The sequence below is a fragment of the Haemophilus sp. SZY H56 genome, assembly GCF_054332415.1.
Map to the genome: position 1 here is coordinate 40584 of NZ_JBTGNX010000001.1, position 15109 is coordinate 55692.

General features: G+C 38.9%; 15 protein-coding genes. 14 read left to right on the forward strand and 1 reads right to left on the reverse strand.

Annotation, left to right across the window (positions count from 1 at the left end; all coding sequences use genetic code 11):
- The first annotated feature begins 15 nt into the window (after window positions 1-15).
- The 10 genes from glgX to dapB all read left to right on the forward strand — a co-directional run bounded on the left by glgX (window position 16) and on the right by dapB (window position 11435).
- A complete protein-coding gene (gene glgX / locus ACXVWP_RS00170) occupies window positions 16-2034 on the forward strand; it encodes a glycogen debranching protein GlgX (RefSeq protein WP_297568137.1) in 2019 nt (672 codons plus the stop codon).
- Entirely contained in the window at window positions 2024-3322 is a 1299-nt protein-coding gene (gene glgC, locus ACXVWP_RS00175; RefSeq protein WP_289901713.1) for a glucose-1-phosphate adenylyltransferase, read from the forward strand. The genes glgX and glgC overlap by 11 nt, the downstream gene beginning before the upstream one ends.
- Before the next feature lie 89 nt (window positions 3323-3411).
- Entirely contained in the window at window positions 3412-4851 is a 1440-nt protein-coding gene (gene glgA, locus ACXVWP_RS00180) for a glycogen synthase GlgA (RefSeq protein ID WP_289901714.1), read from the forward strand.
- A 114-nt stretch (window positions 4852-4965) separates the two neighbouring features.
- A complete protein-coding gene (locus tag ACXVWP_RS00185; protein ID WP_297568133.1) occupies window positions 4966-7431 on the forward strand; it encodes a glycogen/starch/alpha-glucan phosphorylase in 2466 nt (821 codons plus the stop codon).
- 105 nt (window positions 7432-7536) lie between these two features.
- Window positions 7537-8010 carry a 6,7-dimethyl-8-ribityllumazine synthase gene (gene ribH / locus ACXVWP_RS00190; RefSeq protein WP_005695997.1) on the forward strand — a complete coding sequence of 158 codons (474 nt, stop codon included), beginning with the start codon at window positions 7537-7539 and terminating at the stop codon, window positions 8008-8010.
- A gap of 5 nt (window positions 8011-8015) precedes the next feature.
- Window positions 8016-8453 carry a transcription antitermination factor NusB gene (gene nusB, locus ACXVWP_RS00195; RefSeq protein ID WP_289901716.1) on the forward strand — a complete coding sequence of 146 codons (438 nt, stop codon included), beginning with the start codon at window positions 8016-8018 and terminating at the stop codon, window positions 8451-8453.
- A 57-nt stretch (window positions 8454-8510) separates the two neighbouring features.
- The gene (gene thiL, locus ACXVWP_RS00200; RefSeq protein ID WP_289901717.1) at window positions 8511-9491 is read left to right on the forward strand and encodes a thiamine-phosphate kinase; all 981 of its coding nucleotides are present in this window, start codon (window positions 8511-8513) and stop codon (window positions 9489-9491) included.
- Window positions 9491-9985 carry a phosphatidylglycerophosphatase A family protein gene (locus tag ACXVWP_RS00205; RefSeq protein WP_369866504.1) on the forward strand — a complete coding sequence of 165 codons (495 nt, stop codon included), beginning with the start codon at window positions 9491-9493 and terminating at the stop codon, window positions 9983-9985. Before thiL ends, ACXVWP_RS00205 begins: the two co-directional genes overlap by 1 nt.
- Window positions 9979-10605 (forward strand): LysE family transporter, encoded by a 627-nt coding sequence (locus ACXVWP_RS00210; RefSeq protein ID WP_289901718.1) that lies wholly within the window; start codon window positions 9979-9981, stop codon window positions 10603-10605. The genes ACXVWP_RS00205 and ACXVWP_RS00210 overlap by 7 nt, the downstream gene beginning before the upstream one ends.
- Window positions 10606-10622: 17 nt before the next feature.
- A complete protein-coding gene (dapB, locus tag ACXVWP_RS00215) occupies window positions 10623-11435 on the forward strand; it encodes a 4-hydroxy-tetrahydrodipicolinate reductase (RefSeq protein ID WP_289901719.1) in 813 nt (270 codons plus the stop codon).
- Here dapB and yfaE read toward each other — a convergent pair.
- A complete protein-coding gene (gene yfaE, locus ACXVWP_RS00220) occupies window positions 11430-11678 on the reverse strand; it encodes a class I ribonucleotide reductase maintenance protein YfaE (RefSeq protein WP_289901720.1) in 249 nt (82 codons plus the stop codon). The two genes, dapB and yfaE, sit on opposite strands and share 6 nt — an antisense overlap.
- 106 nt (window positions 11679-11784) lie before the next feature.
- Here yfaE and ACXVWP_RS00225 point away from each other — a divergent pair, with 106 nt between their 5' ends.
- The 4 genes from ACXVWP_RS00225 to qseC all read left to right on the forward strand — a co-directional run bounded on the left by ACXVWP_RS00225 (window position 11785) and on the right by qseC (window position 15076).
- Window positions 11785-12471 carry a hypothetical protein gene (locus tag ACXVWP_RS00225; RefSeq protein WP_289901721.1) on the forward strand — a complete coding sequence of 229 codons (687 nt, stop codon included), beginning with the start codon at window positions 11785-11787 and terminating at the stop codon, window positions 12469-12471.
- Between the two features lie 146 nt (window positions 12472-12617).
- Complete coding sequence (locus tag ACXVWP_RS00230) at window positions 12618-12986, forward strand: NirD/YgiW/YdeI family stress tolerance protein (protein ID WP_289901790.1); 369 nt, start codon at window positions 12618-12620, stop codon at window positions 12984-12986.
- Between the two features lie 76 nt (window positions 12987-13062).
- A complete protein-coding gene (locus ACXVWP_RS00235) occupies window positions 13063-13731 on the forward strand; it encodes a response regulator (protein ID WP_289901722.1) in 669 nt (222 codons plus the stop codon).
- Window positions 13721-15076, forward strand: coding sequence for a quorum sensing histidine kinase QseC (qseC, locus tag ACXVWP_RS00240; RefSeq protein ID WP_297568127.1), 1356 nt, complete (start codon window positions 13721-13723; stop codon window positions 15074-15076). The genes ACXVWP_RS00235 and qseC overlap by 11 nt, the downstream gene beginning before the upstream one ends.
- Window positions 15077-15109 lie beyond the last annotated feature (33 nt).

Consider the following 15109-nt stretch of genomic DNA (forward strand, 5'->3'; position numbering starts at 1 on the left):
ATAGCGAAGAACACGATGTTTAGTATTTATAACAATGGAAAACCTTCCCCAATGGGATATTCGCAAACGCTGGAAAATGGACTAAAAATTTCGAATTTTGCACTTTTTTCTAGTGCGGCGGATGCTATTGAACTTTGCTTGTTCCGTGATGGCAAAGAAAGCCGTTTTGCTATGAGCAGAACCGATGATATTTGGCATGTGGCAATTGAAGGAGTTGAGTTAAATGATGAGTATGCTTTTAGAATCACAGGCAAAAATGACCGCACTTTAGCCAATCCGCAAAAGTTAATGCTTGATCCTTATGCGAAAGCGGTCACTCATAAACCAGATTTGAGTTCATCAGAAGCCCGCTCAATTTTCTTGTTAAATGATGAACGAGATAATGCATCAGTTGCGCCTAAAGGTCGTATTATGGATGAACGTTTTGATTGGTCAGGGGATTGTAAGCCGTCTATTCCTTGGGCTCAAACCATTGTTTATGAACTGAATATCAAAGGATTTAGCCAATTAAATTCCCGTATTCCAGAAAATATCCGGGGTACTTATGCAGCGTTAGCACACCTAGAAAATATTGCGTATTTTAAATCATTGGGTATTACTAGCCTTGAATTGCTTCCAGTGAATTTCTTTATTGATGAACCGCATTTGCAAGAAAAAGGATTACGTAATTATTGGGGTTACAATCCACTAGCTATGTTTGCTTTAGAACCAAGTTATGCCGCTGATCAAAAACAGCCTTTAAATGAGTTTAAGAGCATGATCAAAACCTTGCATCAAGCGGGCATTGAAGTGATTTTAGATGTCGTATTTAACCATACGGCTGAATCCGAAAAATCATTTCCTACATTTTGTCAGCGTGGTATTGATGATGAAACCTATTACTGGCAAAACGAGCATGGAGGCTACCTCAACTGGACGGGATGCGGCAATATGCTCAATCTTGCTAATGATGTTACTCGCAAATGGGTATTAGATTGTTTACGTTACTGGGTAACAGAATGCCATGTAGATGGTTTCCGTTTTGATTTAGCCACAGTGTTGGGGCGTGAAACGCCTGATTTCAATCCGAATGCAAAATTGTTTGTGGAAATGGAACAAGATGACGTTCTACAAAAAATTAAATTAATTGCAGAACCTTGGGATATAGGCCATTACGGTTATCAAGTTGGGTATTTCCCCGCTTATTTCTCTCAATGGAATGATCGTTTCCGTGATGATATGTGCCGTTTTTGGCTATGGCAAAGTGGTGAGGTAGGCGTCTTTGCTGAGCGTTTTGCTGGCTCTAGCGATATCTTTAATCGTGAAGATCGATTACCACATGGCAGCTTGAACTTTATTACAGCCCATGATGGTTTTACGTTGCGAGATTTAGTGAGCTATAACCATAAATATAATGAAGCTAACGGTGAAGAGAACCGTGATGGACGGAATGAAAACTATAGCTACAATCATGGAATTGAAGGTTCTCAACTGGATTTAGCAGATGAATGGCAAAGTGCGGTCGAAAATAACCGTATTTTATCAGAAAAAGGCTTATTAGGCTCTTTATTACTGGCAAATGGTGTACCCATGCTACTTGCCGGAGATGAGTTCGGCAACAGCCAATATGGCAATAACAATGCCTATTGCCAGGATAATGAAATTACTTGGTTAAAGTGGGATGATTTTAACCAAACCTTATTTGACTTCACCAAGCAAACGATTGCATTGCGAAAAAAAATTAAAAGTTTGCAACAGGAGGCTTGGTGGTCGGATGAAAATGTCGTGTGGTTGAATACTGGGGGAAACCCGATGACCCTAGACGATTGGCATAATCGGGAAAGCAAAGCCCTACAAATCATGTTGGACGGCAAGTATCTTTTCTTAATTAATGCAAAAACTGAACCGCAATCTTTTTATTTTCCAAGTGGTAAATGGAAAAAGATTGCCGAAACTGAAAATAGCGTGATTCAACAATGTGATGTGAGCGGTATAGCATTTGAAGTGTTGGAACATATGGATGATGAAAACGATGGAGTTTGTTATGAAAAGTGATCTTAATAAATATGAATTAGTTAAAGATACTTTAGTGCTTATTTTGGCTGGTGGTCGTGGTTCCCGTTTACATGAATTAACAGATAAACGCGCTAAACCTGCGTTATATTTTGGCGGTAATCGTCGCATTATTGATTTTGCGCTTTCCAACTGTATTAACTCCGGTCTTAATCGCATTGGGGTCGTGACTCAATATGCCGCTCATTCTTTATTACGCCATTTACAAACAGGTTGGTCATTCTTACCACAAGAGCGTGGTGAATTCGTTGATATGCTACCTGCTCGTCAACAAATTGATGATTCTACATGGTACCGTGGTACAGCGGATGCGGTATATCAAAATATGGCGATTATCCGTAATCACTATCGTCCAAAATATATTTTGATTCTTGCAGGTGACCATATTTATAAACAAGATTACAGTGTCATGTTGATGGATCACGTGAGAAGTGGAGCAAAATGTACAGTAGGTTGTATTGAAGTACCACGTTCTGAAGCGAGTGAATTTGGTGTGATGGCAGTAAACGAAAATCTTAAAGTGAAAGCCTTCGTTGAAAAACCGAAAGATCCACCAGCAATGGTTGGCAAACCAGATACATCATTAGCCTCAATGGGTATTTATGTTTTTGATGCAGAATACCTCTACAAAATGTTAGATAGAGAAGTCAATACGCCTTGTACATCACATGACTTTGGTAAAGATGTGTTACCAAAATGCTTAGAAGAAGGTGTGCTTTATGCGCATCCGTTCAGCCGTTCTTGTACTGGACGTAACACTGAAGGCGAAATTTACTGGCGTGATGTGGGGACGCTTGATAGCTTCTGGCAATCTAATATCGATTTGGTTTCAGAAAATCCGCAATTAGACATTTACGATCAAAGCTGGCCAATTCGTGGTAATCCAGTACAAGCTTATCCATCTAAATTCTTCTATAAAAATGTGAATGTCAAACCGGTAGATAACTCGCTTATTGGAGGGGGTTGTGTGATTACTGATGCGTCAATCAGTAACTCTGTTTTATTCGACAGAATTAAAATCAATGAAGGATCTTCAGTTGATCACTGTGTTGTATTACCGCAAGTACAAATCGGTAAAAATTGCATATTGAAAGATTGTATTATTGATCGCCATTGTATCATTCCAGATGGAATGGAAATCGGTGTGGATAAAGCCCTTGATAGTAAACGCTTCCGCGTCAGTTCAACGGGTAAAGTTGTACTAGTTACATCGACAATGTTGAAAAGATTACACGGTGAAGAAGTCACTAATGAAGAGCATTTGGACTAAAGTGCGGTTAATTTTGACAGTATTTTATTGAATTAAAAAGATTGTGCTGTTATCAATGATAGCACAATTTTAACTATAAAAGGAAAATTATGAGAGTTTTACATGTTTGCTCGGAGCTGTATCCCTTACTCAAAACAGGCGGACTTGCCGATGTTTTAGGGGCGTTACCTTTTGCCCAAAAAGAGATTGGTATTGATACACGTATTTTATTGCCGGCTTATCCAAAAATTTCTGCGGGCATTGAGAATACGCATGTCGTGACAGAATTTGATAATTTTGCAGGTCATGTTGTATTACGTTATGGCGAATACAATGGCGTAGGGATTTATTTAATTGATGCGCCACATCTTTATTGGCGAGAAGGGAATCCTTATCATGATACCGATTACAATGATTATGCCGATAACTATAAGCGCTTTGCTTTATTAGGCTGGGTGGGGGCTGAGCTTGCGACAGGCTTAGACAGTTGGTGGCGAGCAGAAGTAGTTCATGCCCATGATTGGCATGCAGGTTTAGCAGCAGCTTATCTCTTTAATAAAGGTCGTCCTGCAAAATCAGTATTTACGATTCACAATCTTGCTTATCAAGGGCAATTCGCACATCACCATTTACATGAAATTGGCTTACCAGAAGGGATGTTTCATGTTAATGGTTTAGAGTTATTTGGTCAAATCTCCTATTTGAAAGCGGGGCTTTATTATTCTGATATGGTGACAGCCGTTAGTCCTACTTATGCGAAAGAAATTACCACACCAGATTTTGCTTATGGCTTGCAAGGCTTATTAACGGGTTTACGTGAAGCTGGCAAGTTGGTAGGGATTTTAAATGGCGTAGATCAAGAAATTTGGCATCCAAGTTGTGATGCTTATATTCAGCATCACTACAAATTGAAATCCATTGCGGGCAAGAAGAAAAATAAAGCTGATTTACAAGCTTATTTCAATTTACCACAACAGCCAGATGCACTCTTATTTGTGATGGTGACTCGCTTAACGGAACAAAAAGGCGTGGATTTATTGATTGCGACAGCGGATGAAATTGTGAAACAAGGTGGTCAATTAGCGATTCTCGGTTCTGGTGCTAAACATTTGGAAGAGGGAATTTGTCAATTAGCACAACGTTACCCAGAAAATATCGCAGTAAAAATTGGTTATGACGAAGCACTTTCACATTTAATGGTTGCAGGCGGTGATGTGATTTTAGTACCAAGCCGTTTTGAGCCTTGTGGATTAACTCAATTGTATGGATTGCAATATGGCACATTGCCGCTTGTTCGTGCGACAGGAGGATTAGCGGATACAGTCACAAACTGTACAAGTGAAACCATTGAAGCGAGTACCGCAACAGGTTTTGTATTCCAGAAAGCCGAAGCTGATGATTTACGAAGTGCAATTCAGCATGCCTTTGCCTTGTGGCAAAAACAACGTGTTTGGGCGAGGATTCGTAATAATGCCATGGCACAGGATTTTAGTTGGAAAAATGCAGCCACTCAATATGAGCAGCTCTATTTAGGCATTTTAAATGCATAATTCAATAGATTGACTCTCTCTTCGAAATAATCGCCTTTGAAGGGGGAATTTTTGTTGTTTTTTTCATAAAAAAGCTTAAAATTTGTGCGATTTTTTATTGAGGTTTTACTTTCTATGATCATGGATAATTTTGATTCGCCATTTCTCTACAATCGACCAAGTCTTGATATTGAAGGCGTGAAAAAAGCAATTGTTTATAAATTAATTTTCTTAATTGGTCGTTCACCAAAAGAGGCGAGTCAACGTGACTGGCTCAATGCAACTCTCCATGCGGTGCGTGATTTAGTGACAGAAGGTTGGATTACGACTGCACGCCAATCTCGTGCAGAAGAAACTCGCCGTGTTTATTATCTTTCTATGGAATTTTTAATCGGCCGTACACTTTCTAATGCTATGATCGCAGAAGGCATTTATGATGTGGCACAAAAAGCCTTGGCTGAATTAAATGTTGATTTAGAAGAGATTATTGAAAAAGAAGTGGATCCTGGTTTAGGTAATGGTGGTTTAGGTCGTCTTGCTGCTTGTTTTATGGACTCACTGGCAACGTTAGCGATTCCAGCAATGGGGTACGGTATTCGCTATGAATACGGTATGTTCCGTCAAAAAATTGAAAATGGCCAACAAGTTGAGCGCCCTGATGATTGGTTAGAAAAAGGCGCACCTTGGGAATTTATGCGTCCATCAAAACGTTTCAGTATTGATTTTGGTGGTCATATTTATTTTGAAGGCAAAAAATGTATTTGGAATCCGGCTGAAAAAGTGACCGCACTTGCATACGACCAAATGATTCCTGGCTATAAAAATGATTCAGCATCAACGTTGCGTTTATGGTCTGCTCATGGTGGTGAGGTGTTTGATTTAGCCGAGTTTAACCGTGGTGATCACTTAGCAGCAGTTGCAACGCGTTCAGCTAACCAAAACCTTTCTCGTGTCCTTTATCCGGATGATTCTACTTGGAATGGCCGTGAGTTGCGTTTACGTCAAGAGTACTTCTTAGTATCAGCGTCTTTACAAGATATTCTCCGTCGTCATTTAAGAACCCATGGTACATTGGATAATCTTGCTGATAAAGTGGCGATTCACTTGAATGATACCCATCCTGCATTAGCCATTCCTGAGTTAATGCGTATTTTAATCGATTTACACGGTTACTCATGGCAACATGCTTGGGATAAGACTCGTCGCATTTTCTCTTACACTTGCCATACTTTAATGTCAGAAGCATTAGAAACCTGGCCGGTAGAAATGATGGCGAAAATCTTGCCTCGTCACTTACAAATGATTTTTGAAATCAATGATCATTTCCTTGAGTATGTAAAAACTTATGTTACCACCGATATGGACTTTATCCGTCGTGTTTCACTTATCGAAGAAGGATATCAACGTAAAGTACGCATGGGATGGTTGTCTGTTGTAGGTTCTCATAAAGTGAACGGTGTTGCGGCAATTCACTCAGATCTTATGGTGACATCAACCTTTGCTGATTTTGCGCGTATCTATCCAGAACGTTTCACCAATGTGACAAACGGTATTACACCACGTCGTTGGCTTGCGGTAGCAAATCCGAAATTAGCGGCTTTATTTGATCAATATATTGGTTCTGAATGGCGTTGCGATTTAAGCCAAATTGAAAAACTTAAAGCGTTTGCAGATAAAGGTGAATTTAAGCGTGCTGTCGCAGATATCAAATACGATAACAAAGTGAAATTAGCAGAATATGTGAAGAAAACACTTAACATCGATTTAGATCCGCATGCATTATTTGACGTTCAAGTAAAACGTATTCACGAATACAAACGTCAAATGCTTAATGTGTTACACATTATTGCTCGTTATAACGAAATGTTGGCACACACAGAAAAAGATTGGCAGCCACGCGTATTTATTTTAGCGGGTAAAGCGGCTTCGGCTTACTATGCGGCAAAGCAAACCATTCGTTTAATTAACGATGTCGCGAATGTCATCAATAACGATGAGCGCTTAAAAGGTCGTTTAAAAGTTGTATTTATCCCGAACTACAGCGTGAGTCTTGCACAATTAATCATTCCAGCATCAGATATTTCTGAGCAAATCTCTCTTGCAGGAACAGAAGCATCAGGTACCAGTAACATGAAATTTGCCTTAAATGGTGCGTTAACATTGGGTACACTTGATGGTGCGAACGTTGAGATTTTAGATAACGTTGGTAAGGATCATATCTTTATCTTTGGTAATACGGTTGAACAAGTTGAAGCATTACGTCGCGAAGGTTATCGTCCGTTTGATTATTATCAAAATGACGAGCAGTTACGTGAAGTCATTGATCAAATCATTCGTGGTTATTTCTCACCAGAAGAACCGAACCGTTATCACTCTCTCATTCAAGGTTTACAATACCACGATTATTATCAATCCTTTGCTGATTTTCGCAGTTATATGGAAGCGCAAAAAGCGGTAGATAAAAAATATCAAGATCGTGATGTATGGATTGCAAGTACCATTCAAAATATGGTGAATATGGGCTTCTTCTCATCAGACCGTACGATTCTTGAATATGCGAAAAATATTTGGAAAATTGAGCCGTTAAAACTCGAGAAGTAAGTTCTTTTCCACTCATAGAAAACCCTGTCGGATTATTTCCACAGGGTTTCTTTTTATGCTAAAATCCACCGTCAAATTTATTGTTCATTCAGATTAGGAAAAAGTATGAAAGTTTTAGAAGGTGCGGTAGCTGCGCCAAATGCTAAAATCGCAGTGGTGATTGCTCGTTTTAACAGTTTTATTAATGAAAGTTTATTAGAAGGTGCGGTAGATGCATTAAAACGTATCGGCCAAGTGAAAGATGAGAATATTACAATCGTTCGAGCACCAGGTGCGTATGAACTTCCATTAGTAGCACGTCGTTTAGCTGAAAGCAAAAAATTTGATGCGATTGTAGCATTGGGTACAGTAATCCGTGGTGGTACAGCTCACTTTGAATATGTGGCTGGCGAAGCAAGCAGCGGTTTAGGTCAAGTAGCAATGCAAGCTGAAATCCCAGTAGCATTCGGTGTTTTAACCACTGAAAATATTGAACAAGCTATCGAGCGTGCAGGTACTAAAGCAGGTAACAAAGGTGCAGAAGCAGCATTAACTGCACTTGAAATGGTGAACCTTTTACAACAAATTGATGCGGCATAATTCAAATGACAGAGAAAAAAGAACCTGTAAAAAAAGTATCACCACGTCGTAGAGCGAGAGAATGTGCGGTTCAAGCATTATATTCTTGGGCGCTGTCTGGTAACGCACCAGAACAAGTGGAACTCACTTTCGTTATAGATCAAGATTTAAAAGGTGTGGATAAACCTTATTTTAGCCGCCTTTTCCGTCAAACTGTTGCGAATGTAGAAGCTGTTGATTTTTCAATGAGCCATTATTTAGATCGCGCATTGGATGAATTAGATCCTATTGAAAAAGCGATTTTACGTTTAGCGGTTTACGAACTTCAATTTGAGCCAGATGTACCGTATAAAGTGGCGATTAATGAGGCAATTGAAGTGGCGAAAGTGTTTGGTGCAGATGAAAGCCATAAGTACATTAACGGTGTATTGGATAAAGTCGCTCCTGCATTAGGTCGCAAATAATTATTCAAATGTAGGGTAGACAAATGTCTGCCCTTTGTTTTTTGGTGTGCAGATAAAATGAGTACAGGTGAATTTGATCTTATAGGACTATATTTCTCAATACAAAAAGGCAATCAACACTTTGTTGATTTCAGTATTGGGGATGATTGTGCGATCACTCATATTCCAGAAGGCTATCAGCTTGCGATCACCACCGATACAATGGTCGAGGGTACGCATTTTTTATCTTCTATTTTCCCCCAAGATTTAGCCTATAAAGCTATCGCGACAAATCTAAGTGATTTAGCTGCTATGGGCGCTAAACCTGCTTGGATTTCTCTTGCACTGACATTATCTGAAGTTGATGAAAACTGGCTAAGCCAATTTAGTCAAAGTCTGTTTGATACATTAAATCAATATGATGTGACGTTAATTGGTGGCGATACAACAAAAGGCCCACTTTCTGTCACCATTACGGCACAAGGGGTTGTACCAAAAGGAAAGGCATTATTCCGACATAATGCGAAGGTTGGCGATTTAATTTATGTATCGGGCACGTTAGGTGATAGCGCGGCGGGTTTAAATTGGATCTTACAAGGTAAAAGTGCGGTCGATTTTGATAGTGAATTTTTAGTAAAACGTCATTTTCATCCAACGCCACGCGTTGAATTAGGTCAAGCCTTAGTGGATGTAGCGCATTCATGCATTGATATTTCAGATGGTCTTGTCGCTGATTTAGGACATATTTTAACGAGAAGCCAATGTTCTGCGGAGATTGATTTATCCTTCTTACCTTTATCTACATCACTCAAAAAAACATATCGCTTAGAAAAAGCAGAAGCGTTTGCATTAAGTGGTGGGGAAGATTATGAGCTTTGCTTTACGATTCCCGCAAATAAAAAATCTGAGATTGAGAAGTTATCTCAAGCGTTGAATGTACCTTGTACCTGTATCGGAAAAATTGTTCCGCAAAATAACAATCAGATTACTTTTTTAAAAGATGGACGTGTCATCAATTATCAAGCGTCGTCTGGTTTCGATCATTTTAAGGATAAATAATGAATAGTTCACCACTTGATAGAGTTAGCTTAAAAAATCCAGTTCATTTACTTGCATTAGGTTTTGGTTCTGGATTAATTCGTCCAGCACCGGGTACATGGGGAAGTTTAGTTGGAACGATTTTAGGCTCCGCATTATTAGCTTGTGTAGGACTAAAAATCTTCTTAATTTTGACCGCACTTTGCTTTGCGCTTGGCTGTTATCTATGTCAAAAAACCGCAGATGATATGGGCGTTCATGATCACGGTTCCATTGTTTGGGATGAATTTGTTGGGGTATTTATTGTGCTAGCTGCAATTCCAACTTTATCCTTGCCTTGGATTGTTATTGCCTTTGTACTGTTCCGTTTCTTCGATATCTTAAAACCTTATCCCATCCGTTATTTTGACCAAAAACTGGAAAGTGGTTTTGGGATTATGGTGGATGATGTTTTAGCAGCAATCTATGCTGTTATCGTGATTGTGATATTACGTATTGTAGGCTTGCCATGCTAAATTTAATGATTATTCATCTTGTTGGTTTACTTTCGCCTGGTCCAGATTTTTTCTATGTCAGCCGAATTTCTGCCATGAGATCTCGTCGAGAAGCTATTAGTGGCGTGATTGGAATTACCATAGGCGTATTAATTTGGGCAACGGCTGCCGTTTTAGGACTCGCGATTATTTTTACCACGATGCCAATTATTCAAGGCATTGTGATGATGCTTGGCGGATCGTATTTAGTTTATCTCGGCATTAAAATGGCAAAAGTGAAAACCAATGCGGTTTTTGATGAAAAACAGAATGCAAATGTGCCAAATCAATCGATTTTAAAAAGCATTATGAAAGGCTTATTGGTCAATTTGTCTAATGCTAAAGTGGTGATTTATTTCAGCAGTGTGATGTCATTGGTTTTAGTAAATATTACCGAAACATCACAAATTTTGACCGCACTTGCCGTGATTACCGTCGAAACCTTTTTATATTTCTACATCATTTCAGTGCTTTTCTCGCGTTCTGTTGCAAAACAGTTTTATAGCCAATATAGTCGCTATATTGATAATGCAGCAGGGCTGATTTTTATTTTCTTCGGAATCTATTTAATTTATAGTAGCGTTCAACACGCTTTAATTTGATAAAAAAAGGACAAAATATGACATTAAAAATTGCGATCGCTGGCGCAGGCGGAAGAATGGGACGTCAATTAATTCAAGCCGTACATAATGCAGAAGGGGCAGAATTAGGTGCTGCTTTTGAGCGTAAAGGTTCTTCTTTAGTTGGCGCAGATGCGGGTGAACTAGCGGGTATTGGTGCATTAGGTATCAAAGTATCAGATGATTTAAATGCAGAAAAAGATAACTTTGATTTACTAATTGATTTCACGCGTCTGGAAGGCACGCTTGAGCATATCGCATTTTGTGTCGCTCATAACAAAAAAATGGTGATTGGTACCACGGGGTTTGATGATGCAGGCAAAGCCGCAATTCAAGCCGCATCGGAAAAAATTGCCATTGTATTTGCATCCAACTTCAGCGTAGGCGTGAATTTGGTGTTTAAACTATTAGAAAAAGCCGCCAAAGTGATGGGCGATTATTGCGATATCGAAATCATTGAAGCGCACCACCGCCACAAAGTGGATGCCCCATCAGGTACCGCGCTTTCCATGGGCGAACACATTGCGAAAACTCTTGGACGTGATTTGAAAACGCATGGCGTATTTTGTCGCGAAGGCATTACAGGCGAACGTAAACGTGATGAAATTGGTTTCTCTACCATTCGTGCCTCTGATGTCGTGGGTGAACATAGTGTCTGGTTTGCGGATATTGGTGAGCGCGTTGAAATTGCTCACAAAGCATCAAGCCGTATGACCTTTGCTAATGGCGCAGTGCGTGCAGGTAAATGGCTAGAAAAACAATCTCACGGATTGTTTGATATGACTGATGTGTTGGATTTGAATAATTTATAATTCTATTTCTAAATCACTTTCCACCCGACAACAACACAGTAGAATCTCATCCGGTTGAATAAATGCAAGGGGCGCATCGGCGTAAGATACCTTACCTTTTTTGATCTTCACGCGGCAAGAACCACAATAACCTGAACGACATTGATATTCATGGTAAATTTGATGTTGTTCTAAAAAGTTAAGCAGAGAAGTTTGGTTATCGAAATTTAAGGTGATTTGGCGCTGAATAAGATAGATTTTCATGAAACAAAATAAAACAAAATTTTGCTCATTATAGAAGAAAGAGAAGTAAAACTCACGGCTCTTTTGTTGTAATATAGCGAGCTAATAGTCATCATAAGGGAAGAACATGCGAACCTTTCTAAAATTAACGTGGATTTCAACCGCACTTTTATTAACGGCTTGTAGCTCCATTTCAAAAGAGCCGGTTAAGCATATTGATATGTATGTAAAGCCTTATTACGATGCCAGAGATGGACGACTTGAACAGATTAATGTTAACAAAGATATTGATGTGTTATTGCTGAAAAATACACAAAAAGATTTTGAAAGTGCGGTCAATATTATTGAGAAAAAAGTGGATTTTGTTTCTCCGATGACAATGTTTGCACTTTCTGCTCGTGCTTATGATTTTGGCTTACGTGATGAAGCGGTAAAATGGTTTTATCGTGGGCAAAACCGTTTAATCACCGCGTTATATGTGTTGGATTTAGATAAATTAACAGTATCGAATAACACAGCATTTGGGCAATTAGTGGGACAGCATGTTAATCCGTATGCGTTCTGTGATTTGAACAAACAACACAAGGCGGCGCAAGATGCCATTGACTGGGCGAAAAATCACCCGTATCAGACTGTATTTTTACCTCAATTACCGAGCAAGCATCCAGATAGAAAACAAGCATTAAAAGAAGCTGAAGCAAAACTTGATGCGCGTTTAGTTGAGCAAGAACGCTATTTTGCTAATCCTGAAAATAAAGCAAAATGGGAAAAAGAACGCCAAGATAACTGGGTGAATGAGCGATTTTGTTGGTGATTTTAAAAAAATTTAAAAATCTTAAGGTTGCTTAAGATTTTATTAAGATTTGTTGTGTTTAATAAGCATCAACAAGGCGGCAATGAGGATAATCCTTCGCTTTGAAACATGATTAATTTATGCTTAATTCTATTTAGGAGAACATGATGAAAAAATTTGCTTTAGCAACCCTTTTAGCTTTATCTACTTCAGCTGCATTTGCTGGTTTTAATGGCAACACTGCACAAGGTGGCTTCCAAGGTGGTAACCAAGGTCAACAACTGACTGTTAAACAAGCATTATCTGCGAAAGATGACTCAATGATTAGCTTAGTTGGTAAAATCACTCAACAAGTTGATGGTGATGAATATCTTTTCACTGATGGTACTGGCCAAATCAAATTAGAAATTAAAAACCGTGTTTGGAATGGCTTAAATGTAGGCCCTCAGGATAAAATTCGCGTTTACGGTAAATTAGATAATGAAGCTTTTGATAAAGCAGAGCTTGAAGTCATTAGCGTTGAAAAAGCGCAATAACTCAATATAATTTAAAGTGGTGGGCAAAAGCCCGCCATTTTTTCGTTTTGAGAAAGATAAAAGTGCGGTCAATATTATGCGAGTTTTATTAGTAGAAGACGATCCGTTAATCGGTAATGGGTTACAAATTGGTTTGTCAAAATCTGGTTTTGTCGTGGACTGGTTTACCGATGGTCAAACTGGATTAAATGCCTTAATCGGTGCACCTTATGATGCGGTAGTGTTGGATTTGACTCTGCCTAAGTTAGATGGGTTGGATGTATTAAAACAATGGCGTTCAAATAATCAAGATGTGCCTGTATTGATCTTAACTGCACGTGATACGTTGGATGAACGCATTAAAGGCATTCAACAAGGTGCGGATGATTATCTTTGCAAACCCTTTGCCTTGGCTGAGGTGGTGGTGCGATTACAGGCATTGATTCGTCGTCGTTATGGGCAAGTTAAACCACAAATTGAGCATGGTAATGTCAAACTCGATCCTGCTCAACATAAGGCTTGGTTGAATGAGGATGAAATTACATTAACAGGGCGTGAATATAAATTGCTTGAGCTTTTCATGCTAAATAAGGAGAGGGTACTTTCACGAACAACCATTGAAGAAAAATTGTCAAATTGGGATGAAGAATTAAGTAGTGGTGCATTGGATGTGCATATTTATAATTTGCGTCAAAAACTGGGTAAACAATTTATTCGTACTGTACATGGCGTAGGCTATGCTTTAGGACAAGTTAATGAAAAATAAACGACTGAGTTTTCGTCTCTTAATCGGTTTAAGTTTGACCGCACTTTGCGTGTGGTGCATTGCCACAGCTGTTGCATGGACGATCGTCAAAAAAGAAGCTAAAGATGTGTTTAATGCACAACAAGTGCTTTTTGCTGAGCGTTTGGCAACATCTGATTTAAAAAATGTATTGTTGGACGAAAATGCGAATTTTCCACGTGGTGGATTTAAACCGCAGAAACGTCATTACGATAATGACGCTCTAGCTTTTGCTATATTTTCTAACAAAGGCGAAAGACTATTAACCGATGGCGATAATGGCGACAAATTTATTTTTCAAAATAAAACGGGTTTTAGCAAAGAACATATTTTAGATGACGACGATGAATGGCTGATTTATTGGCAACCTGTCGGTAAAGGCGAACTTGTCATTGCGGTGGGACAAGAATTAGAATACCGCGAAGAGTTGGTCAATAAAATGGTCTTCAGCCAAACAGGGATTTGGTTTGCAGGATTACCAGTATTATTATTGGTTGCGTTTATTGTGATTTATCGTGCATTAAAACCAATTAATCGATTGAGTCGAAACATACAAGCTCGCCGACCAGGTGATGTGTCGTTATTAGAAACTGATGATGTGCCAACAGAGATTCTACCGTTAGTCCAAAACTTAAATCAATTTTTCACACGTACCAGTGAGCAGTTGGAACGAGAGCGACGTTTTGTTTCCGATGCGGCTCATGAATTGCGTAGTCCATTGGCTGCATTGCGTATTCAAACAGAAGTTGCCCAATTAGCTGGTGATGATACAAAAACTCGTGAAATAGCATTAATACATTTAACTCAAGGCATCGATCGTGCTAATCAATTAATTGAACAGCTCCTTACACTTTCTCGCTTGGATAATCTTAATGAATTAGATGAGCAAGCTCTAATTGATTGGTCAGAAATTATTACTTCATTGGTTAGCGAATTATATTTTAATGCCTTGAATCATCAAATTGATTTGAGCTTTGATTATCAGCATTCGCCTCCGATTAAACAGGGGCAACCACTCTTATTGTCACAAATGTTACGCAATTTACTTGATAATGCTATTAAATATTGCCCCAAAGGAACAGAAGTTCGAGTCATTTTGCAACGAACCAAAATATTAATCGAAGATAATGGTGGAGGCGTTGAACCTGAAGAGTTAGCGAAATTAGGCCAACGTTTTTATCGACCAGCAGGACAAAATGAAAAAGGAAGTGGATTAGGACTATCGATTGTTGCAAGAATTGCAGAATTGCATCACTATCGTTTTTATTTAGAAAATATTGAATACCAAGGTAAAATCCAAGGTTTACGGGCTGTGATTGAGTTATAGTTAAGGGCGTTTTTGAACGCCCTTATTACGATT